Source organism: Streptomyces sp. YJ-C3, from assembly GCF_053891275.1.
Genome location: NZ_CM132685.1, coordinates 1,231,887 through 1,253,227, shown reverse-complemented (window position 1 = coordinate 1,253,227; position 21,341 = coordinate 1,231,887). Strand labels below are relative to the sequence as shown.

Here is a 21,341-nt window from a genome sequence, read left to right as displayed (position 1 = left end):
TCCACCTCGGTCCCCCCGTCCCTTCGAGCGGAGGCTTCGTTGGCCACCGGCACGGAACCCACCAGCACCGATACCGAAGTCCATACCCGCGGCGGCACCGGCGTCCGAGGACGGACGCGTGCCGCGATCGCCGCGCCCCATCTGCGCACGGACCGCTGGTGGCTGGCCCCGGCCGCGACCGCGGCGGGCCTGTTCGCCTTCGTCGTCTACTCGACATGGCGGGCCTTCGCCAACGCGGACTACTACGCGGCCCCGTACGTGTCACCGTTCTACTCGCCGTGCCTCTCCGAGAACTGCGTGCCGATGCGGCACGGCCCCAACTGGGAGATCTTCGGCGGCTGGTGGGGCCTGTCCCCCGCCCTGCTCATCCTGATCTTCCCGCTCGGCTTCCGGCTGACCTGCTACTACTACCGCAAGGCCTACTACCGCGGCTTCTGGGCGTCACCGCCGGCCTGCGCGGTGGCCGAGCCGCACAAGAAGTACAGCGGCGAGACGAAGTTCCCGCTGATCCTGCAGAACATCCACCGCTACTTCTTCTACGCGGCCGTGCTCGTCGCCTGCATCCTCACCTACGACACCGTGCTCGCCTTCCGCGACGAGCACTACGCGTGGGGCCACATGGGCCTGGGCACCCTGGTGTTCCTGCTGAACATCACGCTGATCTGGGCGTACACGATCTCCTGCCACTCGTGCCGGCACATCATCGGCGGCCGGCTCAAGCACTTCTCGAAACACCCCGTGCGCTATCGCCTCTGGGGCTGGGTCGGGAAGCTGAACGCCCGTCACATGCTGCTCGCCTGGGCGTCGTTGGTGAGCGTGGCGCTCGCCGACTTCTACGTGTACCTGGTCGCGTCCGGCGCCTTCGACGATCCGCGGTTCTTCTAATGGTTGGGGCCTTGTGATGAGTGTGGTGGAGCGGCAGCAGTGGGATGTTGTCGTGGTGGGCGCGGGCGGCGCCGGGCTGCGGGCCGCGATCGAGGCGCGCGAGCGGGGCGCCCGTACCGCGGTGATCTGCAAGTCCCTGTTCGGCAAGGCCCACACCGTCATGGCGGAGGGCGGCATCGCGGCCGCCATGGGCAATGTGAACTCCGGGGACAACTGGCAGGTCCACTTCCGCGACACGATGCGCGGCGGCAAGTTCCTCAACCAGTGGCGGATGGCGGAGCTGCACGCGAAGGAGGCCCCGGACCGGGTGTGGGAGCTGGAGACCTGGGGCGCCCTCTTCGACCGCACGAAGGACGGCCGGATCTCGCAGCGCAACTTCGGCGGGCACGAGTACCCCCGCCTCGCCCACGTCGGCGACCGCACCGGCCTGGAGCTGATCCGCACCCTCCAGCAGAAGATCGTCCAGCTCCAGCAGCAGGACATGGAGGAGTTCGGCGACTACGAGGCACGCCTGAAGGTCTTTCAGGAGTGCACCGTCACAAGGGTGTTGAAGGACGAGGACGGCGACCGGGTGTCCGGCGCGTTCTGCTACCAGCGCGAGAGCGGACGCTTCTTCGTGCTGGACGCCCCGAGCGTCGTCCTGGCGACCGGCGGCGTCGGCAAGTCCTTCAAGGTGACGTCGAACTCCTGGGAGTACACGGGCGACGGGCACGCGCTCGCGCTGCTCGCCGGGGCGCCCCTGCTCAACATGGAGTTCGTGCAGTTCCACCCGACCGGCATGGTCTGGCCGCCGTCGGTGAAGGGCATCCTCGTCACGGAGTCGGTGCGCGGCGACGGCGGGGTGCTGAGGAACTCCGAGGGCAAGCGGTTCATGTTCGACTACATCCCCGACGTCTTCAAGGAGAAGTACGCCGAGTCGGAGGCCGAGGGCGACCGCTGGTACGACGACCCCGACCACAACCGGCGGCCCCCCGAACTGCTGCCGCGCGACGAGGTGGCGCGGGCCATCAACTCCGAGGTGAAGGCCGGGCGCGGCTCACCGCACGGCGGCGTGTTCCTCGACGTCTCCTCCCGGATGCCCGCCGAGGTGATCCGGCGCCGGCTGCCGTCCATGTACCACCAGTTCAAGGAGCTGGCGGACGTCGACATCACCGCCGAGGCCATGGAGGTCGGGCCGACCTGCCACTACGTGATGGGCGGCATCGCCGTCGACTCCGACACGGCTGCGGCCCGCGGCGTGCCCGGCCTGTACGCGGCCGGCGAGGTGGCCGGGGGCATGCACGGCTCGAACCGGCTCGGCGGCAACTCGCTCTCCGACCTCCTGGTCTTCGGCCGCCGCGCGGGCCTGCACGCCGCGACCTACGCGCTCGGCCTCACCGACCGGCCCGCGCTCGCCGACCTCCAGCTCGACACCGCGGCCGCCGAGGCACTGCGCCCCTTCTCCGCGGAGGGCCAGGAGGACGGCACCGTCCCCGAGAACCCGTACACCCTGCACCAGGAACTCCAGCAGACGATGAACGACCTGGTCGGCATCATCCGCCGGGAGCCCGAGATGGAAGAGGCGCTGCGCAAGCTCGCGGATCTGCGGGTACGGGCACGGCGGGCCGGCGTCGAGGGGCACCGGCAGTTCAACCCGGGCTGGCACCTCGCCCTCGACCTGCGCAACATGCTGCTGGTCAGCGAGTGCATCGCCCGCGCCGCCCTGGAGCGCGAGGAGTCGCGCGGCGGCCACACCCGCGAGGACCATCCGGCGATGGACCGGGAGTGGCGGCGGGTGAACCTGCTGTGCCAACTCCGCGATCCCACCGGCGGGTTGGCGGCCACGGACCCGGTGCGCGGCCAGATCGACCTCGTACGCGAGACCACCGAACCCATCCGCCCCGACCTGCTGGCCCTCTTCGAGAAAGAGGAGCTGGTCAAGTACCTGGCCGAAGAGGAGCTGTACGAGTGAGCGCGTATGAGGCCCGCTTCAAGGTGTGGCGCGGGGACACGGACGGCGGCGGCCTGGAGGACTTCGACGTCGAGGTGAACGACGGGGAGGTCGTCCTCGACATCATCCACAGGCTGCAGGCGACCCAGGCCCCCGATCTGGCGGTCCGCTGGAACTGCAAGGCGGGCAAGTGCGGTTCGTGCTCCGCGGAGATCAACGGGCGTCCGCGGCTGATGTGCATGACGCGGATGTCCGTCTTCGGGCGGGACGACGTCATCACCGTGACGCCGCTGCGGGCGTTCCCGGTGGTGCGGGACCTGGTGACCGACGTCGGGTTCAACTACACGAAGGCGCGCGAGGTCCCCGCGTTCGTGCCGCCGGAGGGGGTGGGGCCCGGCGAGTACCGGATGATGCAGGAGGACGTGGACCGCTCGCAGGAGTTCCGCAAGTGCATCGAGTGCTTCCTGTGCCAGGACACCTGCCATGTGGTGCGCGACCACGAGGAGAACAAGACGGCTTTCGCGGGCCCGCGCTTCCTCATGCGCGTCGCCGAGCTGGACATGCATCCGCTGGACGCGGCGGCCGAGGGCGGCCTGGACCGCAAGAAGACCGCCCAGGACGAGCACGGCCTGGGCTACTGCAACATCACGAAGTGCTGCACCGAGGTGTGCCCCGAAGGCATCAAGATCACGGACAATGCGCTGATTCCCTTGAAGGAAAGGGCAGTTGACCGTAAGTACGATCCGGTGGTGTGGCTGGGGAACAAGATCCGGCGGAGGTCGTCGTCGTAGCCGGGCCGTGATCCGCGCGTGCCAGACTGCCGCGCATGGGGATGGTGACCAAGAGATTCGTGGCGCCGGCGCTGGCCGGAGTGCTGAGCGTGGGCGTGGTGTCCTGCGGGGCAAAGGACGACAAGGGAGGCGGCGGGGGCAAGGGCCTCACCGCCGCCCTGTCCGGGGTGCCGGCGAAGGTGGCCGAGCAGGGCGTCACGTACTGGGATGTCGCCGCCGCGCGCCGTCTCACCGCCGCGGACAGGTCGCTCTACCGCGGCCTCGACGGCTACGGGATCATCGAGCTGACCGGGCAGCCCTACTCCGGGAAGCCGCTGAAGAGCACGTACGGCTTCGACGCGAAGAACGTCGAGACGGCGGTGATGCCGAACAACGGCGACGGCCAGCGGCTGACCGGCACGTTCGACGTCGGCGCCGTGCGGGACGCCATGAAGAAGCGCGGCTACAAGGCCACCGACGACGACTCCGGCGCCCTGCGGCTGCGCAAGCGGGGACAGGCCGATGTCGACGTGTCCGGCTCCGCCCGCGTCACCCGCTTCACCGGCACCGTCACACTGCCCCTCGATCCGCCCGGACGCACCGTGGCGGACGACGCCGCGTACAAGGAGGTCGTCGCGTGCCTGGGCGACGACGTGTACGAAGCCGGCCTGTACGGCAAGCGCCCCGGCTACCGGAAGCAGGGCGTCACCCTGCTCGGCATCGGCGCACGGGCGCAGGGCTCCGCGTCGACCGAGAAGCTCTGCGCGCTGGCCATTTCGCAGGAGTCCGCCGAGAAGATCGCCGGGAAACTGCGCACGAAGACGGCCCCGGGCGAGCGGTTCGCCGGGTCGAAGGTGACCATCGGCGATGGTGACACCCCCGTCGTCTCCATGACCTGGAAGAACAGCAAGAAGTCGGGCCTGCGCCCGGGCGACCAGCACCGCACGACCGAGCTGCCGCGGCTCGTACTGTCGCCCTGACCATGACCCTGCCCCTGCCCCTGCCCCTGATGCGGCCGCGGCCGCACCGCCGATGTCTACGCCCTCGCGGCTGAGGAGTGCGGTCGGGCTGGTGCCGCTGGTGCTCGGGCCGTAGCGGTTCGTGCCCGTGCCCGGCGCGCCCGCGCAGCAGCTTGTGCCGGCTGGCCGGTCTTGCTCCCTCGTGGGATCCCGACCTAGGGTGAATGCGCTTTCATTTGCCGCCTCACTCAGACTCGGGGGTCCCACCCAGTGAGCACAGCCCCCACGGTGTACGACGTCGCCGACCGCTCCGGCGTCTCCATCGCCACCGTGTCCCGGGTCTACCGCAACCCCGACTCGGTCCGCGTCCAGACCCGAGAACGGGTCCTCGCCGCGGCCCGCGAGCTCGGCTACGTCCCCAGCGGCAACGCGCGCGGCCTCGCCAGCCGGTCCACCGGCGTGCTCGGCCTCTGCTTCCCCGACTACTCCGACCCGGACGCCGAGTCCGAGGCGGAGGCCGGCACGGGCGAGGAGGCGGACGACGACGCCGCGATGCTCTACTCCGACCAGATCATCCGCGGCATGGAACGCGCCGCGCGCCGCCACGGGTACGCCCTGCTGATCGCGGCGTCCCTCAAGGGCGGGCCGGAGAGCCTGGTGGCGAAGGTGGCCGGTCGCGTCGACGGGTTCGCGGTGCTGGCCCGCACCGTTCCCACCGAGGAGCTGGAGGTCATCTCGCGCCGTCAGCCGGTGGTGATGCTCGCCGGGCCGCGCGAGCAGGACCACCTCGACCACCTCGACCACATCGAGGTGGCCAACGCCGACGGCCAGCGCGAACTGACCCGGCACCTGATCGAGGACCACGGGCTGCGGCGGCTCGCGTACGTCGGTTCGGCCGAGGAGTCGCCGGATGTCGAGGCGCGGTTCCGGGGGTACGTCGAGGCGTGCCGGGCCGCGGGTCTCGCGGTGCCGGCCGAGCCGGATCTGCGGGTCGGGATGATGACCCAGGCAGAGGGGGCGCGTGCTGCGGGTGTGCTGCTCGACCGGGCCGGTGACGGTGGCGGCGGCAGTGACGGTGACCGGCCCGAGGCGCTGTTGTTCGCCAATGACCAGATGGCGGTGGGAGCGCTGCACACGCTGGAGCGACGGGGTGTGCGGGTGCCGGACGATGTCGCGGTCACCGGGTTCGACGGGATCGCGCTGAGCCGGCTGGTGCGGCCGGCGCTCACCACGGTGCGGCAGCCGATGCGGCGGATGGGCGAGGAGGCCGTGGAGCTGTTGGTGCGGCGGCTGAACGGGGGGCCGCGGGGCGGTGAGCCGGTGTCGATGATGCTGCCGGTGTCTGTGGCGCGGCGGGCGAGTTGTGGGTGCGGTAGCGCGCTGTGAATGGAGGGTGGCCGATTGGGGCTTGGCTGGCGGCTATCCGTTTCGATCCGACAGGTGTGTGGTCGGGTACGGGGCCGCCCTGGGCATGTCCGTGCTCGCCATCTTGATGCCCCCGCCGACTGCTTCGGGCCTCCTCACCGCGTGAACTGTGCTGCGCGCGCACATACCCAGACCGGCCCCTCCCGTCTCGTACGCGAGTGCACCAATCAAGCCCCTCCGGCGATTGAGGAGCGGAGCCCCGAGGCTGGGGCACAGCGCAGGGCGACAGACCAGCGGGCCCCCTCGAACCGGCCTCCTACTTCAGCTCCCTCTCGAAGAAATCCCCCTTGGCCGCGGCCAGTTCAGAGACGGCCCGCTCCAGCCCGGGCCACTCGAAATGCCCCGCCTCCAGGACGTGCAGCTCCCCGCCGGAGGCCACGGCGTTGTGGATCGCGAACTGCCCCGGCGGCGGGACCGAGGGGTCGAAGAGGGCCGGGGCCACGAGTATCGGCTTGTGGAGATGGGTCGCCGCCGTCGCCGCGTCGAAGTAGCGCAGTACGTCGATGACTTCGGGGTGGTCCTGGTGGTGGCGGCGCACCGAGGCCCCGCTGCCGATGCAGTCGAGGGTCAGGCGCAGCGGATGGTTGCCGAACGTCGGGACCGTCAGCTGACCGGCCGCGAAACGGTCGTCCCACGGCAGCGCGAGCGCCCCGAGGCCGCCTCCGAAGCTCTCCCCGAGATACCCGAGGCGGGGGCCCGACTCGGCGAGTTCCGGGACGAGTTCGAGCAGGGCCGTCGCCGCGCACCACAGGTCGGCGACGCACTCCCCGATGACGTACGAGTCGCGGGACGCGATCCCGTGCAGGACGTGCTCGGCCGACACCGACGGCACCCCGGGCAGCAGACCGCGCTCCCCCATCCCCCGTACGCACGGCAGGATCGCCGCCGCTCGCGGCAGCGGCAGCGGGACGTCCGGGCCGGCCGCGTCCCGGCCGCCGTATCCGTGCCCGATGACGAAGCCGTGCTCCACCGGCCCTTCGACCGGGAGCACCAGCCAGCCGCCGAGGCGGACCCCGCCCAGGGACGCGTACGTCACCTCGTGCACCCGCACCCCGTCGCGCTCCTCGACGACCCGGCCGACCTCCGGCTTCGGCGCCACCCGCAGCGCCTCCTCGTACCGCTCGCGCCAGAAGTCGGCGAAGTCCGCGGGCGCCTCGGGGGCCGGGACGCGCAGCAGGTCGTCGAGGGTCAGGCCGTAGGCGGGGTCGAACGGGAAGTCGTGCACGAAGGCTGGGTGCGTGGCAGTCATGGGCGTGACCTTAGGCGAGGCGGTGCCCGGCTTCCCAGGACTCGGGCATATGCCCGGCCGTCGCCGGTCCGTGCGGTCGGTGTCACATCCCCGCCAGGCCACTTCGCGCCAAGTGGACCGCGGTGAATCGGGGTAGGTCAGATATTTTCGGTTTGCAAACGTTCGGTGCGGTACGCGAGCGTGCGGCCGCGCCGCGCGCCGGCGCCGCGGCATCGGACGGCCACCGGATGTCACTCCCGTTACGGGAGTGTGACCAAGACCCCTCTTGCCACATCCGGCCGGGCTGCCACAGAGTGATGTATGCGCTTACAGACAGCGCATACATCCACGGTCCGCTCAAGGAGGAGCCGTCCATGAACCGCCGCGCCACCACCGCCGCGATCGCCGTCAGCCTGGCGTCCGCGCTGACCCTCACCGCCTGTGGCGGTTCCGGCGGCGGCAACGTCGCGGCGGACAAGAAGCAGACCCTGTCGGTCTGGGCCATGGGCACCGAGGGCGAGAAGCTCGCCGACGTCGCCAAGGTCTACGAGAAGGCCAACCCGAACATCACGGTCAAGGTCACCCCGATCGGCTGGGACGTCGCCCACCAGAAGCTCGTCGCCGCCGCGGCCGCCGGACGGCTGCCCGACGTGATGCAGATGGGCGGGAGCTACATGGGCGAGTTCGCCGACATGGGCGCCCTGGAGCCGGTCGACACCAAGGTCTTCCAGGAGAAGGACTTCTTCCCGGCGGGCTGGCAGCAGGGCACCGTCGACGGCGACACCTACGGTGTGCCGTGGTACGTCGACACCCGCGTGCTCTTCTACCGCACCGACCTCGCGAAGAAGGCCGGCGTCGACAAGGCCCCGGCCACCATGGCCGAGCTGCAGCAGGCCGCCGAGAAGTACCAGGCCAAGGCCGGCTCCAAGTGGGGCCTGTCCATCCAGCCGGGCGGGCTCGACACCGTGCAGAGCTTCTACCAGTTCCTGTACTCCGCCGGCGGCGAGATCGTCACGGACGGCGGCAAGGTCGTCGCCAACAGCCCCGCCGCCGTCAAGGCCCTTCAGAACTACGGCAGTTACTTCAAGAAGGGCCTCAGCGAGAAGTCCGTACGTCCCGGCTACGACGTGACCAAGGACTTCAACACCGGCGCCGTGCCGATGTTCTTCGGCGGTCCCTGGATCATGGGGCTGCTCGACGACAACTACCCCGACCTCAAGGGCAAGTGGGCCGTCGCGAGCGTGCCCACCGACAAGACCTCCGCGTCCATGGCCGGCGGCTCCGCCCTGACGATCTCCGCGGACAGCGAGCACAAGGCCGCCGCCAAGGAGTTCATCCGGTACCTGACCGACGCCAAGGGGCAGTCCGACTGGTTCAAGCGCACCAAGGACCTCCCGGCCAATCTCAATGCCTGGAAGTCCGGTGAGCTCGCCACCGACCCGAACATGAAGGTCTGGAAGGCCCAGATGGAGTCCGCCAAGGTCTCCCCGGTCCAGCCGAAGTGGACCGAGATCACCTCGAAGATCGACGAGGCCGTCGAGTCCGTCACCCAGGGCAAGTCCTCCGCGAAGGAAGCGCTCGACAAGGCCCAGGGCGAGATCGAGAGCCTCGTGAAGTAACCGACGCTCCAGCTGTGAGATCGCGTACGCAATCGGTCCGAAGGGCAGACCATGTCGTCCACCACGACACCCGGTGGCGCCGCCGCTGAGCGGCCCACTCCCCCGCGGTCCGGGGCCGTCAAGGCCCCGGATCCCGGGACCGCTCCCGGCAAGGGGCGCGGCAGGAAGCGCTCGATGGGAAAGCAGAACCTGGCCGGCTGGCTGTTCTCCACCCCCTTCCTGGTGCTGTTCGGCGTCTTCATGCTCTTCCCGATCGTCGCGACGCTCCTGATGAGCTTCACCGACTTCGGGCGGCGCAACGTCACCCGGCCGCTGGAGGCGAAGTTCGTCGGCTTCGACAACTACGTCCAGCTGTTCGGCGACGACAAGTTCCTCAAGGCCCTGTTCAACACGGCCTACTTCGTCGTCGTCGGGGTGCCGCTGACCATCGGGCTCGGACTGCTCATCGCGATCCTGCTCAACAACGGCATCGACCGGGCCCGCACCTTCTTCCGGGTCGGCTTCTACGCGCCGGTGGTCACGACCATCGTCGCCGTGGCGATCGTCTGGCGGTTCGTGCTCGACCCGTCGGACGGTCTGATCGCGGGCCTCGGCGCGCAGTTCGGCTTCTCCACACCGGACTTCCTCGGCTCCGAGACCTGGGCCATGCCCTCGCTGATCGCGATGGCGGTCTGGCGCAACCTCGGCACCGTCATGGTCCTGATGATCGCCGGACTCCAGGCCATCCCCACCGAGGTGCGCGAGGCCGCCCGGCTCGACGGGGCCGGCGCCTGGCAGGAGCTGCGCCGCATCACGGTGCCGCTGCTGCGCCCGACCCTGCTGTACGCCACGGTCATCACGACGATCGGCTACCTGAACGTGTTCGAGGAGCCGTTCGTGATGACGCAGGGCGGGCCGTCCGACGCCACGCTGACCGTGTCGCTCGACATGTACCGCGAAGGCTTCAACTTCTTCAACATGGGCTACGCGAGCGCCATGGCGTACGTCCTCTTCGTGGTGATCATGGGCATCACGGTGCTGCAGCTGCGACTGATGAAGGACAACACGAAATGAGCGCCCAGCACGCCGCACCGGCTCCGCCGTCCACCGCCCCGGCCCGTCCGGGCCGCCGCGAGGGCCGCGTCCGCAGACCACTGCTCTACGTCGTCGCCTCGCTCGGCCTGCTGGTGATGGCCGCCCCCTTCCTGTGGATGGCGCTCAGCGCCTTCAAGACCAAGAAGGACCTGACGGCCAGCCCGCCGGTGTGGCTCCCCTCGACCTGGACGCTGCAGAACTTCAGCGACCTGCTCGACCAGCTCGACATGCCGCGCTACTTCCTGAACTCGCTGATCGTCGCGGTGCTCGTGACCGTGTGCAATCTGCTGTTCTGCTCGATGCTCGGCTACGCCCTGGCCAAGCTGAACTTCAGCGGCCGCTCGAAGGTCTTCGGGGTCGTGCTGGCCGCCCTGATGGTGCCGGGCAACCTCATGATCCTTCCGCTGTACGTGCTGATGAACAAGCTGAATCTGCTCGACAGCTACATGGGGCTCGTCCTGCCCTTCGCCGCCGGGGCCTTCGGGGTCTTCCTGATGCGGCAGTTCATGGTCACCATCCCCGACGAGCTGCTCGAGGCGGCCCGGATGGACGGCGCGGGCGAGTGGTACATCTTCTGGCGGATCGTTCTCCCGCTGGTCAAGCCCGCCCTCGCGACGCTGACGATCTTCACGTTCCTCGGGTCGTGGAACAACTTCATCTGGCCGCTGATCGCGACCAACGACCCCGGCAAGTACACGCTCCCGGTGGCCCTCGCGACCTTCGCCAACGACCCCAACCGCACGGTGGGCGGCGGCAACGGAATGCTCATGGCGGGCTCGCTGCTCGTCGTCCTGCCGGTCCTGCTGGTCTTCGCCGTCCTGCAACGGCACTTCACCCAGGGCATCGCGACCGCCGGCATGAAGTAGCCGGCGCCGGCCACCGTCGCGCCCCGGTCCCGCGCGGACCCGCACACTTCCCCCCGCACGCAGAAAGACAGCCATCACCATGACGCGCAGCAGCACCCCCTTCCCCGACGGCTTCCTGTGGGGCGCCTCCACCGCCGCCCACCAGATCGAGGGCAACAACATCAACAGCGACTGGTGGCGCAAGGAGCACGACCCGGCAGCGGGGATCCAGGAGCCGAGCCTGGACGCCTGCGACAGCTACCACCGCTGGGAGCAGGACATGGACCTGCTCGCCGAACTCGGCTTCACCGACTACCGGTTCAGCGTGGAGTGGGCCCGGATCGAGCCGGCCCGCGGGTACTTCTCCCAGGCCGAGATCGCGCACTACCGGCGGATGGTGGAGGGCGCGCTCGCCCGCGGGCTGCGGCCGATGGTGACGCTGCACCACTTCACCGTCCCGCAGTGGTTCGAGGACTTCGGCGGGTGGACCGCCGACGGCGCCGTGGAGCTCTTCGCGCGGTACGTCGAGGAGTGCGCGCCCATCATCGGCGAGGGCGTGAGCCACGTCTGCACCATCAACGAGCCGAACATGATCGCCGTGATGGCGGGCCTCGCCAAGCGGGGCGAGCAGGGCTTCCCGCCCGCCGGTCTGCCGTTCCCCGACGAGGAGACGACCCACGCCGTCATCGCCGCGCACCACGCCGCGGTGAAGGCGGTGCGGTCCCTCGACGCAGGGATCCAGGTGGGCTGGACGATCGCCAATCAGGTCTACCAGGCGCTGCCCGGCGCCGAGGACGTCGCCGCCGCCTACCGGGCCCCGCGCGAGGACGTCTTCATCGAGGCCGCGCGCGGCGACGACTGGATCGGCGTACAGTCCTACACCCGGACGAAGATCGGTGCGCAGGGTCCCGTCCCGGCGCCGGACGACGCGGAGCGGACCCTGACGCAGTGGGAGTACTACCCGGCCGCCGTCGGCCACGCGATCCGGCACACCGCCGCGCTGGTAGGTCCCGGCGTGCCGCTGATCGTCACCGAGAACGGGATCGCCACCGGTGACGAGGACCGCCGTATCGACTACTACGCGGGCGCGCTCGACGCCGTCGCCGCCTGCATGGAGGACGGCATCGACGTCCGGGGCTACCTGGCCTGGAGCGCGCTCGACAACTACGAGTGGGGCACCTACAAGGCGACCTTCGGCCTGATCTCCGTCGCCCCCGGCACCTTCGAGCGCACCGCGAAGCCCGCCGCCGTCTGGCTCGGCGGCCTGGGGCGCGAGCGGGTCCTGCCGCGCGGCTGACCCCCCTCCCTGCCGGTGGGTGCCCGCGCAGCAGACGCCGGCACCCGCCCCATGACCGTCCGGAGCGGCGCACCCCCCGCCGGCCGCTCCGAGACGTACGGGACCGCGGACCCTGACCCCGCGGACCCGGCCCGTTCGCGGGCCCGCGGCCCCTGACCCCGCGGGCCCGCGAGAGCGGGGCCGGCCCGGAGGGCCCGGGCCGCCGCAGACCGGGTGCCGCGGCCGTGGGCGCTGTGGGGGCGCCCCGGTCGCGACACCCTCCATACGGACATAACCTCCGAAATGTGCCCCCGTCCGAGAGTCGCCCACGCCCGGCCCCGATAGCCGTGCGGACAGCCGCGGCCGCGCTGCTCGCACTGCTCTGGCTGCTGCTGCCCGCCGCCTCCGCCCGCGCCGACGACCCGGTCACCCTCTCCCGCACCGGCCAGATCACCGACAAGGTGGACGCCCTCGGGGACCGGGAGGACGTCGTCGCCTCCGCGCTCGGCGACCTCGACGACGAGCGCGGCATCCAGCTCTTCGTCACCTACGTACGCGACTTCTCCGGCCGCTCCGCGCAGGACTGGGCCGACGCCACCGCCGACAAGAACGGCCTCGGCCTCAACGACGTGCTGCTCGCCGTGGCGACCCACGACCGGCAGTACGCGCTCTCCGTGGACCAGGACTCCCGGCTGACCGACGCCCAGATCCAGGAGATCGCGGGGACCGCCGTCGAGCCGGCCCTGCGCAAGAACGACTGGGCCGGCGCCGCGATCGGTGCCGCGGACGGGATCGGGGCCGTCGTCGCGGGCCGGCCCGTGCCCACCCCGACGATCACGCCGGGCGCCGCCGACCCGGGCGCGAGCGGCGACAGCGGCGGGACCGGCACCGGGGACCTGGTGCTCCCCGTCATCGCCGTCGGCGGCGCGGGGGCCCTGGCCGCGTACTCGTACACCCGGCGCAAGAAGCGGATGAACGGCCGCACCACGCCGGGCGGGGGCGCGGCGGGCACCCAGGGCTGGGGCAAGCCGCAGGCCACACCGCTGCCCGAGCTCGACCAGCAGGCCCGGCACCTGCTGGTGGAGACCGACGACTCGGTGCGCACCAGTACCGAGGAACTCGGCTTCGCCACCGCCCAGTTCGGGGAGGAGGCGGTGAAGCCGTTCCAGGAGGCGCTCGGCTATGCGCAGTCGGAGCTGACGGCGGCGTTCAAGCTGCGCCAGCAGCTCGACGACGCGTTCCCCGAGGACGACGCGACGAAACGGCGGATGCTCGACGAGATCATCAGCCGCTGCACCGAGGCGGGACGGCGGCTCGACAAGGAGTCCGAGGACTTCGACCGGCTGCGCTCCCTGGAGCAGACGGCGCCCGAGGCGCTGGCCAACGCCGAGCGGGCCTTCCGCGAGCTCACGGCGCACACCGGCCGCGCGCAGGAGACCCTGACCGCGCTCGGCGCGCGGTACGCGCCCGCCGCGCTGCTGCCCGTCGCCGGTCACCTCGAACAGGCCAAGGACCGGCTCGTGTTCGCCACGACCAACCTCAACCAGGCCCGCCAGTCCGTCGACGCGGGCGACAACGGCAAGGCCGCCGTCTTCCTGCGGGCGGCCGAGGGCGCCGTCGACCAGGCCGGCACGTTCGTCACCGCGATCGAGCGGCTGGCCGGCGAACTCGCCGAGGCGCAGGAGAAGCTGCCCGCCGCGCTCACCGAGTCCGAGGCGGATCTCGCGGACGCGCGCGGCCTGCTCGAAGGGACCACGCAGGGCGTGTCGACGGCCGATCTGCGCGGCCGCATCGCCCGCGCCGAGTCCGTCGTCGGCGACGTCCGCAGGGAGCTGGCCGCGGGCTCGTACGACCCGATCGACGCACTGCGCCGGGTGGAGGAGGCGGACGCGGCGCTCGACGAGGCGCTCGCGGCGGCGCGGGAGCGCGAGGCGGGCACCGCGCGTGCCCGCTCGCTCCTCGGGCAGGCCCTGCTCGCGGCGCGCAGCAGCACCGGCGCGGCGGCCGACTTCATCACGACGCACCGCGGCGCCGTCGGCAGCGAGGCCCGCACCCGGCTCGCGGAGGCCCAGCGGCATCTGGCGAACGCGCAGGGCGCCGAGGAGAGCGACGCGTCGGCGGCGCTCGCGGAGGCGCAGCAGGCCGACGCGCTGGCCCGGCAGGCGCAGTCGCTCGCCGAGCGGGACGTGCGCTCGTACGGCAACCCTTACGGAGGCGGCGGCCGGGGCGGGGGCGGCACCGGTGGCGCCGTGCTCGGCGGGATCATCCTCGGCCAGATCCTGGGCGGCGCGAGTCGTGGCATGGGCGGCGGCGGACGCGGCGGGTTCGGCGGCGGGGGCGGCGGGCCCGGCAGCTTCGGCGGAGGGGGGACCCGCGGCCGCAGAGGCGGCGGCGGACGTTTCTGACCAGCATTCGCCCACCTCGACCACCACGACGAGCCTACGCTCCAAGGGACTTGACCATGACGAAGCAGACAATCTTCAGCCGGGTGGCGACGCTCGCGAAGGCGAACATCAACGCGCTGCTCGACAGCGCCGAGGATCCCCAGAAGATGCTCGACCAGCTGATCCGCGATTACACGAACAACATCCGGGAGGCCGAGGACGCCGTGTCGGCCACCATCGGCAATCTGCGGATGCTGGAGCAGGACCACAAGGAGGACGTGGACGCGGCCGCCGAGTGGGGCACCAAGGCGCTCGCCGCCAGCAAGAAGGCGGACGAGCTGCGGGCCGCCGGGACCGCGGCGGAGGCCGACACGTTCGACAACCTCGCGAAGGTCGCGCTCGGGCGGCAGCTGCAGTCCGAGAAGGAGGCCAAGAGCGCCGAGCCGACGATCGCCGCGCAGACCGAGGTGGTCGACAAGCTGAAGTCGGGCCTGGACCAGATGAAGGCCAAGCTGACGGACCTCCAGTCGAAGCGCGACCAGTTGGTGGCCCGCGCGAAGACCGCGCAGGCGCAGAACCAGATGATGGACGCCGCGAAGAACATCAACGTGCTGGACCCCACCAGCGAGCTGAACCGCTTCGAGGAGAAGGTGCGCCGCGAGGAGGCCAAGGCGCTCGGCAAGCAGGAGCTCGCCGAGTCCTCACTGGACGCGCAGTTCGAGCAGCTGGACTCGCTCGGCGACGCGGCCGAGATCGAGGCACGGCTCGCCTCGTTGAAGGCAGGGTCCCAGAGCCCCTCCTAGAACAGGCTGAGCAGCGCCTCCGTGGGGTCCACGAGGGCCGACCCGCCGTCCGGCAGCGGGAGTTCGAACCACACGGTCTTGCCGCGCGGTGTGCGGCGCGAGCCCCAGGCGGCGCTGAGCAGACCGACGAGCTGGAGGCCGCGGCCGCCCTCGTCGGTGTCCCGGGCGCGGCGGCGCCGCGGCTGCACGAGGCCCGCGTCCCACACCTCGCAGACCAGCGTGCGGTCGAGCAGCAGCCGGAGCCTGATGTCGCCCTCTCCGTAACGCAGGGCGTTGGTGACCAGCTCGCTGACGAGCAACTCGGTGGTGTCCACCAGGGGTTCGAGCTCCCAGGCGGTCAGCTGCGCCCGCGTGAACTCGCGGGCCCGCCCGACGGACTTCGGCTCGCGCGGCAGCGTCCAGTCGCCGACGTGCCCGCTCGGCAGCCCCTGGATCCGGGCCATGAGCAGGGCGATGTCGTCCTCGCCGTGGTGCGTGTCCAGGGTGGTGAGGACGTGGTCGCACACGTCCTCCAGCGCCGGTGACGGGTCGTCGAGTGCCGCGCGGAACGCGGAGAGCCCCTCGTCCAGGGGGTGGTCCCGGGACTCGACGAGGCCGTCCGTGTAAAGGGCGAGCAGCGAGCCCTCCGGCAGTTCGACCTCCACCTCCTCGAACGGTTCGCCGCCCACACCGAGCGGCATCCCGGGCGGCACGTCGAGCATGAGAGCGCCCTCGCCCGGCTCGACGAGGACGGGCGGCAGATGCCCCGCGTTGGCGAAGGTGCAGCGCCGGGTGACGGCGTCGTAGACCGCGTAGACGCAGGTGGCGAGGTAGACCTCGGAGAGGTCGGCGTCGGACGGCTTGCTGCGGGCCGCGCGCGTCGCCTGCTGGACGCCGCCGGGCGTGCCGAGCCCGCGCGCGATCTCGTCGAGCGCGCTGAGCACTTCGGCCGGTTCGAGGTCGAGCAGCGCCAGGGTCCGTACCGCCGTGCGCAGTTCGCCCATGGCGACGGCGGCGCGCAGACCGCGCCCCATGACGTCGCCGACGACCAGCGCGGTCCGGTGCCCGGGGAGTTCGATGACGTCGAACCAGTCGCCGCCTACCTCGGTCGCCGCGTTGCCGGGCAGATAGCGGCAGGCGATGTCGAGGCCGGACGCCTCGGGGTTGTCGGGCGGCAGGAGCGAGCGCTGCAGGATCAGCGCGCGCTCGTGCTCGCGGCGGTACAGGCGCGCGTTGTCGATACAGACCGCGGCGCGCGCGGCCAGCTCCACGGCGAGCGCCCGGTCCCGCTCGTTGAACGGCTCGCTGCCCTTCGTACGGGAGAACTGCACGAGCCCGACGACCGTGTCGTGCGCGACCATCGGCACGGCGAGCGTGGACTGTACGAGGTCGCCCGGCTCGGCGGGCAGGAGCTGGGGGCGCGCGGTGCGCAGGGCGTCGGCGCAGGCCGAGTTGAACGCGAAGCGGTGCACCGCCCCTACGCTGACGGGCGCTTCGCCGCCCAGGTCGAGGAACGGCACGTCCGCGACGGCGCTCGCGGCGGCGACCCGGCGCAGCTCGGCGCTGCCGTCGGCGAGTCCCGGCGGGGCCTCGTCGCCGGCGAGGAGGCCCTGGTACAGGTCGACGGAGGCCAGGTCGCAGAAGCCGGGGACGACGACGTCGAGGAGTTCGCGGGCGGTCGTCTCCAGGTCCAGGGAGTTGCCGATGCGCGCGCCGGCCTCGTTCAGGAGCGCGAGGTTGCGGCGGGCGTGCGCGGCCTCACGGGCGGCGGCGTGGCGCCGGGTGACGTCGGTGGAGAGCCCGGCCACGCCGATGGGGCGGCCCGAACCGCTGTGCACGCGGTAGAGGTTGATGGACCAGTGGCGCCGCTCGGACGAGTCCGGGGCGGTCCCCACCAGCTGCATGTCGGTGACGGCGTCGCCGGTCTCCAGGACCCGGCGCAGTGCGCCCTGCACGCGGTCGGCCTCGTGGCGCGGCAGGTAGTCGTGGACGGTGCGGCCGCGGTGGTCGTCGACCTGGCCGCCGAAGACCGCGGTGAAGGTGCGGTTGGCCCGCTGCACCTTGAGGTCGGTGCCGAACAGCAGGAAGCCGAACGGAGATTGACCGAAAATCGCCTGCGAGGAGGCGAGGTCCGTCTCGATGCGCCGCAGGGTCCGTACGTCCACGACGATGCAGACCGCGGCGTGCTCGCCGGAATCGGTGGTCGTCGGCATCACGTAGACCTCGGCGCGGCCGGTGGGCCGGTCCGCCGACGCGTCCGCGCCGTCCTCGGGCGGCATCCGGAACGGGACGACGCCCGTCCACTCGCGGCCGTCGAGGATCTCCGCCATCTTGCGGTGACCGCGCTCGCGCAGATCGGCGGGGACGAACGCCTCGATGGGGTCCTTGCCGACGGCGTCCTCCGGCGCGACGCCGAAGAGGCGCGCGGCCCGTCGGCTCCACTGGTCGATCAGTCCGTCGGGCCCCAGGGAGAAGGAGGCGACCTTGATGTAGTCGTAGATCGAACCCGGCGGGCTCGACTGCCAGGTATCGGCCGCACTCGGCCCGATCCCGTCTTGCGGCGTCCGGTCCGCATCCCGCGTCGACGCCGTGTCCGAGGGACCCTCGGACACCTTGGCCTTCGCTGGTATCTCGCTCACGCGAACCGTCCCCTCCAGCTCACCACGTCCGGCACCGGTCACCGGGGCGGCTGCCCGCAGTATCCAGCACTACGGAGCCGCACAACACGGTGTTCACGATCACACCACGCTCCCGACGTTTTTTGGCCCGTCAGGACCGACTCTTTCCGTACCCAGGGTGCGGGTGCACCCACACACGGCGTCCCACACCTGCTGCTCTGACCTCTCGTCTAACCAGGCAGGGCCAGCTCGAACCACACGGTTTTGCCGCCCGTCCGCGCGTCCCCCGGCCGCGTGCCCCAGCGCCGCGAGGCACCCGCGACCAGTTGCAGACCCCGGCCGCCCTCGTCGTCGGGGTCGGCGGCGCGGGCCCGGGGCGGGTCGGGCAGCGGGTCGGAGACCTCCACGAGGAGGGCGCCGCGAGCGCCGCCGGGTCCGGGCGAGCGGCACAGGCGGACCCCGATGGGGCCCGACGCGTACCGCAGTGAATTGGTGACCAGCTCGCTGACCAGCAGTGCGGTGACGTCTCCGAGTTCGTCGAGGCCCCAGTCGCCGAGCTGCGTCCGGACCGCCCAGCGGGCCCTGCGGACCGCCGTCGGGTCGGCGGGGAAGGCCCACTCGGCGCAGTCGCCGTCGGTGTGGAGCACGCCGATCACTTCCCTGGCCCGCGAGAGATCTGTCCGGTTTCAGAGTGTTAATCGGGATATACCCTGACGTGGCCGCGTGCTATCGCCTCCATGGGGGCGCGGTGGTACGGACGGCGTACGCGCGGCTCTTCCGGTCGGCCCGGATCACGCCTGTGCGCCGTGGCGGGACGGCGGCCCGCCGGCGTCCCGCAGCGTCCCGTCGAGCACCTCCCGCACCGCGCCGACGTCCTGATCCAGCCAGTCGACCGACCAGATCTCGCCGGTCGACAGCCAGCGCAGCTCGTCGTGGTCCTGGAGCGCGGCCGGGGTTCCGGAGAGCAGGCGGGTGCGCCATACGTGCAGCACATAGCCGGGTTTCAGGGGCCACTCGCCCGGCACCCGGTCGACCGGCTCGGCCGCCACGCCGAGCTCCTCGTCCAGCTCGCGGACCAGGGCGTCCTCGGGGGTCTCGCCCGGCTCCACCTTGCCACCGGGCAGTTCCCAGCGGCCCGCGAGCTCGGGGGGCGCACTCCGTCGCGCGGCGAGCAGGCGGCCCGCGTCGTCGTACAGGGCGGCGGCGACCACCACGATCGGTTCTGCTGAGGGTGCGGAAGACATGTGCCGGAGCCTACGGCTCCGTCAGCGCACCGTTCCGTTCTGTCCCGGGCCCGCGGTCTGGGCGAGGCGCTCGACCCAGTAGAGCTGCTTGTGGCCGCGGTCGTCGAGGCTGTCGGCGATGCGCTGGGCCTCGGCCCTCGTCGCGTACCGCCCGACGCGGTAGCGGTTGCCGTTGTCGTCCTGACGTATGACAAGCCACGGAAGTGTGGTCGTGCTGTCCGTCATCGCGCCCCTCCACTCCCCGACTCCGGCTCGCATCGCGCCCCGCCCCCTAAGGATTCTGAGGAAACCGCAATCCGCATATGCCCGAGCGTACGCCTGACCTTTACGGAGCGGATACGCATTGGCACAAAGAGATACGCAACAAGCCACCGCGGCGACGCTTCGCGACCACGCCGAGGGGGCGCATCTGCATAGATGCGCCCCCTGTCCCCCAGTGGTGCCGTTTCAGCTCGTGCGCACCGTCGGTATCGGCATCAGAACCGGCTCGCCCGACGGCCGCTTCGTGCAGGCGTCGCCACACTCCGCATCCAGGGAGCAGCACAGCGAACAGATCGGTCCGGACTGCACGGGGCAGTCGGCGATGTCCGGGAGTTCGTACGCCGTCTCGCAGACGCTGCACAGATGCGTCGCGGTGATGTCCTCGACATCCACGTCCGGACCGTTCACCGGATTCGGGCGGGCCAGGTAGTACTTGCCCTTCGTCGCCCAGGCGATCAGCGGGCACAGGATCAGCGCGAGGCCGGCCGCGATGAAGGTCGAGAAGGCTTCCGCGTACTCACCGAAGAGGCCGAAGAACGCCATGATGGAGACGACCGACGCGATCACCATCGAGCCGAAGCCCGCGGGGTTCACGGCGTACAGGTACGCGCGCTTGAACTCGATGTACTTGGGGCTCCAGCCCACCCGCTTGTTGATGACGAGGTCGGCGGCGACGGCCGCGATCCAGGCGATGCCCACGTTCGAGTAGAAGCCGAGCAGCTTGTTGAGCGCGGCGAACATGTTCATCTCCATCAGCGTCAGCGCGATGGCGAGGTTGAGGAAGATGTACCAGACCCGGCCCGGGTGACGGTGGGTCACGCGGGAGAAGAAGTTCGACCAGGACAGCGAGCCGCTGTAGGCGTTCGTGACGTTGATCTTGATCTGTGACACGACGACGAACAGCGCGGCGATCGGCAGCGCCACCGAGCCCAGCCACGGCTTGAGCGCCTCGACCTGCGGGGCGATGGGCTCCAGCGCGTGCGTCTTGCCGACGGCCTCCAGCGCCACGAAGGCGAGCAGCGCGCCGCCGATCTGCTTCGCGGCACCGATGATCACCCAGCCGGGACCCGCGGCGAGAACGGCCAGATTCCATCGCTTCCTGTTCGCGTCCGTCTTGGCCGGCATGAAGCGGAGGTAGTCGGCCTGCTCGCCGATCTGCGCGATGAGGGACAGCGCTACGCCGGTCCCCAGCCCGAAGCCGAGCCAGGAGAAGCCGCTGCCGGCCCCCTCGGTGCCGCCGAAGTGCGTGAACTCCCCGAACGAGCCCGGCGAGTGGAACAGCAGGATCACGAACGGCAGCACCAGCCCGATCAGCCAGATGGGCTGCGTCCACGCCTGCACCTTGGCCAGCGCGCCCATCCCGCGGAACACGATCGGGATGACGATGAGCGTCGTCATCAGATATCCGATGGGCAGCGGGAGTCCGACGACCTCGTGCATCGCCTGCGCCATGATCGAGCCTTCGAGCGCGAAGAAGATGAACGTGAACGAGGCGTAGATCAGCGAGGTCAACGTCGACCCGAAGTAGCCGAAGCCGGCGCCGCGCGTGATGAGGTCCATGTCCAGGCCGTATTTGGCGCAGGCCCGGGCGATCGGGATGCCGGTCAGGAAGATGATCGTCGCCGCGCACAGGATCGAGGCGAGACCGCTGGTGAATCCGTACGTGAACACGATCGACGCCCCGATCGCGAAGTCCGCGAGGTAGGCGATGCCGCCGAGCGCCGTGGACGCGACCATCGTCGGCGACCAGCGCCGGTAGGAGTGCGGGGCGTAGCGCAGCGAGAAGTCCTCGCGGGACTCGTCGGCCGCCAGCTTGGCGTAACTGCGCTTGGGCGTGCCCCCGTCGGGCGGTTCGGGGGCCGCCGGATCGGCGGTGGGCAGGGCGGTCTCGGTCATCGTCGGCTTCCCGTTCGTCCATCCGTCAGCGGTATACCGGTACGGCCGGTACGCAGAAGGAAGGTAGGAGGCGTGCATGACAATGCGGTGCCGCGCGGGATTGCCCGCCGGTTACGTCGGCTCGGCCCGGGTTAACTCGCGATCA

The 21,341-nt window shown here is 71.0% G+C and carries 17 protein-coding genes; 11 read left to right on the top strand and 6 right to left on the bottom strand.

Going from position 1 to position 21,341, the window contains the following annotated elements; translation table 11 throughout:
- Positions 1 to 39 precede the first annotated feature (39 nt).
- The 5 genes from ACVHNB_RS05555 to ACVHNB_RS05535 all read left to right on the top strand — a co-directional run bounded on the left by ACVHNB_RS05555 (position 40) and on the right by ACVHNB_RS05535 (position 5,930).
- Positions 40 to 885 carry a hypothetical protein gene (locus ACVHNB_RS05555; protein WP_428952518.1) on the top strand — a complete coding sequence of 282 codons (846 nt, stop codon included), beginning with the start codon at positions 40 to 42 and terminating at the stop codon, positions 883 to 885.
- A gap of 16 nt (positions 886 to 901) precedes the next feature.
- On the top strand, positions 902 to 2,836 hold the full coding sequence (locus ACVHNB_RS05550) for a fumarate reductase/succinate dehydrogenase flavoprotein subunit (protein WP_456227539.1): 1,935 nt from the start codon (positions 902 to 904) through the stop codon (positions 2,834 to 2,836).
- On the top strand, positions 2,833 to 3,606 hold the full coding sequence (locus ACVHNB_RS05545) for a succinate dehydrogenase/fumarate reductase iron-sulfur subunit (protein WP_428952520.1): 774 nt from the start codon (positions 2,833 to 2,835) through the stop codon (positions 3,604 to 3,606). Before ACVHNB_RS05550 ends, ACVHNB_RS05545 begins: the two co-directional genes overlap by 4 nt.
- Positions 3,607 to 3,647: 41 nt before the next feature.
- The gene (locus tag ACVHNB_RS05540) at positions 3,648 to 4,565 is read left to right on the top strand and encodes a hypothetical protein (RefSeq protein WP_456227538.1); all 918 of its coding nucleotides are present in this window, start codon (positions 3,648 to 3,650) and stop codon (positions 4,563 to 4,565) included.
- 249 nt (positions 4,566 to 4,814) lie between these two features.
- Positions 4,815 to 5,930: a LacI family DNA-binding transcriptional regulator gene (locus tag ACVHNB_RS05535; RefSeq protein ID WP_428952522.1), complete on the top strand. Its 1,116-nt coding sequence runs from the start codon at positions 4,815 to 4,817 to the stop codon at positions 5,928 to 5,930.
- 295 nt (positions 5,931 to 6,225) lie between these two features.
- Here ACVHNB_RS05535 and ACVHNB_RS05530 read toward each other — a convergent pair whose 3' ends face one another.
- The gene (locus ACVHNB_RS05530) at positions 6,226 to 7,218 is read right to left on the bottom strand and encodes an acetylxylan esterase (protein WP_456227537.1); all 993 of its coding nucleotides are present in this window, start codon (positions 7,216 to 7,218) and stop codon (positions 6,226 to 6,228) included.
- A gap of 353 nt (positions 7,219 to 7,571) precedes the next feature.
- On the opposite strand from ACVHNB_RS05530, the gene ACVHNB_RS05525 reads away from it, so the two are divergent.
- The 6 genes from ACVHNB_RS05525 (at position 7,572) to ACVHNB_RS05500 (ending at position 15,198) form a co-directional block, all read left to right on the top strand.
- Positions 7,572 to 8,816: a sugar ABC transporter substrate-binding protein gene (locus ACVHNB_RS05525; RefSeq protein ID WP_456227536.1), complete on the top strand. Its 1,245-nt coding sequence runs from the start codon at positions 7,572 to 7,574 to the stop codon at positions 8,814 to 8,816.
- 51 nt (positions 8,817 to 8,867) lie between these two features.
- Positions 8,868 to 9,869 (top strand): carbohydrate ABC transporter permease, encoded by a 1,002-nt coding sequence (locus ACVHNB_RS05520; protein WP_428952525.1) that lies wholly within the window; start codon positions 8,868 to 8,870, stop codon positions 9,867 to 9,869.
- Positions 9,866 to 10,756, top strand: a complete 891-nt coding sequence (locus ACVHNB_RS05515; RefSeq protein WP_428952526.1) for a carbohydrate ABC transporter permease — start codon at positions 9,866 to 9,868, stop codon at positions 10,754 to 10,756. The genes ACVHNB_RS05520 and ACVHNB_RS05515 overlap by 4 nt, the downstream gene beginning before the upstream one ends.
- A gap of 79 nt (positions 10,757 to 10,835) precedes the next feature.
- Positions 10,836 to 12,032, top strand: a complete 1,197-nt coding sequence (locus ACVHNB_RS05510) for a glycoside hydrolase family 1 protein (protein ID WP_456227535.1) — start codon at positions 10,836 to 10,838, stop codon at positions 12,030 to 12,032.
- 326 nt (positions 12,033 to 12,358) lie between these two features.
- Positions 12,359 to 14,416, top strand: a complete 2,058-nt coding sequence (locus ACVHNB_RS05505) for a TPM domain-containing protein (protein WP_456227534.1) — start codon at positions 12,359 to 12,361, stop codon at positions 14,414 to 14,416.
- A 56-nt stretch (positions 14,417 to 14,472) separates the two neighbouring features.
- Positions 14,473 to 15,198 carry a PspA/IM30 family protein gene (locus tag ACVHNB_RS05500; RefSeq protein WP_428952529.1) on the top strand — a complete coding sequence of 242 codons (726 nt, stop codon included), beginning with the start codon at positions 14,473 to 14,475 and terminating at the stop codon, positions 15,196 to 15,198.
- Here ACVHNB_RS05500 and ACVHNB_RS05495 read toward each other — a convergent pair.
- From ACVHNB_RS05495 to ACVHNB_RS05475, 5 genes are all read right to left on the bottom strand, one after another.
- Positions 15,195 to 17,816, bottom strand: coding sequence for a SpoIIE family protein phosphatase (locus tag ACVHNB_RS05495; RefSeq protein WP_428952530.1), 2,622 nt, complete (start codon positions 17,814 to 17,816; stop codon positions 15,195 to 15,197). The two genes, ACVHNB_RS05500 and ACVHNB_RS05495, sit on opposite strands and share 4 nt — an antisense overlap.
- Positions 17,817 to 18,025: 209 nt before the next feature.
- Positions 18,026 to 18,442: an ATP-binding protein gene (locus tag ACVHNB_RS05490; protein WP_428952531.1), complete on the bottom strand. Its 417-nt coding sequence runs from the start codon at positions 18,440 to 18,442 to the stop codon at positions 18,026 to 18,028.
- A gap of 144 nt (positions 18,443 to 18,586) precedes the next feature.
- A complete protein-coding gene (locus tag ACVHNB_RS05485) occupies positions 18,587 to 19,039 on the bottom strand; it encodes a (deoxy)nucleoside triphosphate pyrophosphohydrolase (protein WP_428952532.1) in 453 nt (150 codons plus the stop codon).
- Positions 19,040 to 19,060: 21 nt separating this feature from the next.
- A complete protein-coding gene (locus ACVHNB_RS05480; RefSeq protein ID WP_428952533.1) occupies positions 19,061 to 19,264 on the bottom strand; it encodes an SPOR domain-containing protein in 204 nt (67 codons plus the stop codon).
- A gap of 222 nt (positions 19,265 to 19,486) precedes the next feature.
- Positions 19,487 to 21,196: a purine-cytosine permease family protein gene (locus tag ACVHNB_RS05475; RefSeq protein ID WP_428952534.1), complete on the bottom strand. Its 1,710-nt coding sequence runs from the start codon at positions 21,194 to 21,196 to the stop codon at positions 19,487 to 19,489.
- Positions 21,197 to 21,341 lie beyond the last annotated feature (145 nt).

What these genes read in the sequence shown, in the direction of transcription:
- ACVHNB_RS05550 (WP_456227539.1), top strand. Translation starts at nt 902, where the DNA reads ATGAGTGTGGTGGAGCGGCAGCAGTGGGATGTTGTCGTGGTGGGCGCG.
- ACVHNB_RS05540 (WP_456227538.1), top strand. Translation starts at nt 3,648, where the DNA reads ATGGTGACCAAGAGATTCGTGGCGCCGGCGCTGGCCGGAGTGCTGAGC.
- ACVHNB_RS05530 (WP_456227537.1), bottom strand. Translation starts at nt 7,218, where the DNA reads ATGACTGCCACGCACCCAGCCTTCGTGCACGACTTCCCGTTCGACCCC.
- ACVHNB_RS05525 (WP_456227536.1), top strand. Translation starts at nt 7,572, where the DNA reads ATGAACCGCCGCGCCACCACCGCCGCGATCGCCGTCAGCCTGGCGTCC.
- ACVHNB_RS05520 (WP_428952525.1), top strand. Translation starts at nt 8,868, where the DNA reads ATGTCGTCCACCACGACACCCGGTGGCGCCGCCGCTGAGCGGCCCACT.
- ACVHNB_RS05515 (WP_428952526.1), top strand. Translation starts at nt 9,866, where the DNA reads ATGAGCGCCCAGCACGCCGCACCGGCTCCGCCGTCCACCGCCCCGGCC.
- ACVHNB_RS05510 (WP_456227535.1), top strand. Translation starts at nt 10,836, where the DNA reads ATGACGCGCAGCAGCACCCCCTTCCCCGACGGCTTCCTGTGGGGCGCC.
- ACVHNB_RS05500 (WP_428952529.1), top strand. Translation starts at nt 14,473, where the DNA reads ATGACGAAGCAGACAATCTTCAGCCGGGTGGCGACGCTCGCGAAGGCG.
- ACVHNB_RS05485 (WP_428952532.1), bottom strand. Translation starts at nt 19,039, where the DNA reads ATGTCTTCCGCACCCTCAGCAGAACCGATCGTGGTGGTCGCCGCCGCC.
- ACVHNB_RS05480 (WP_428952533.1), bottom strand. Translation starts at nt 19,264, where the DNA reads ATGACGGACAGCACGACCACACTTCCGTGGCTTGTCATACGTCAGGAC.
- ACVHNB_RS05475 (WP_428952534.1), bottom strand. Translation starts at nt 21,196, where the DNA reads ATGACCGAGACCGCCCTGCCCACCGCCGATCCGGCGGCCCCCGAACCG.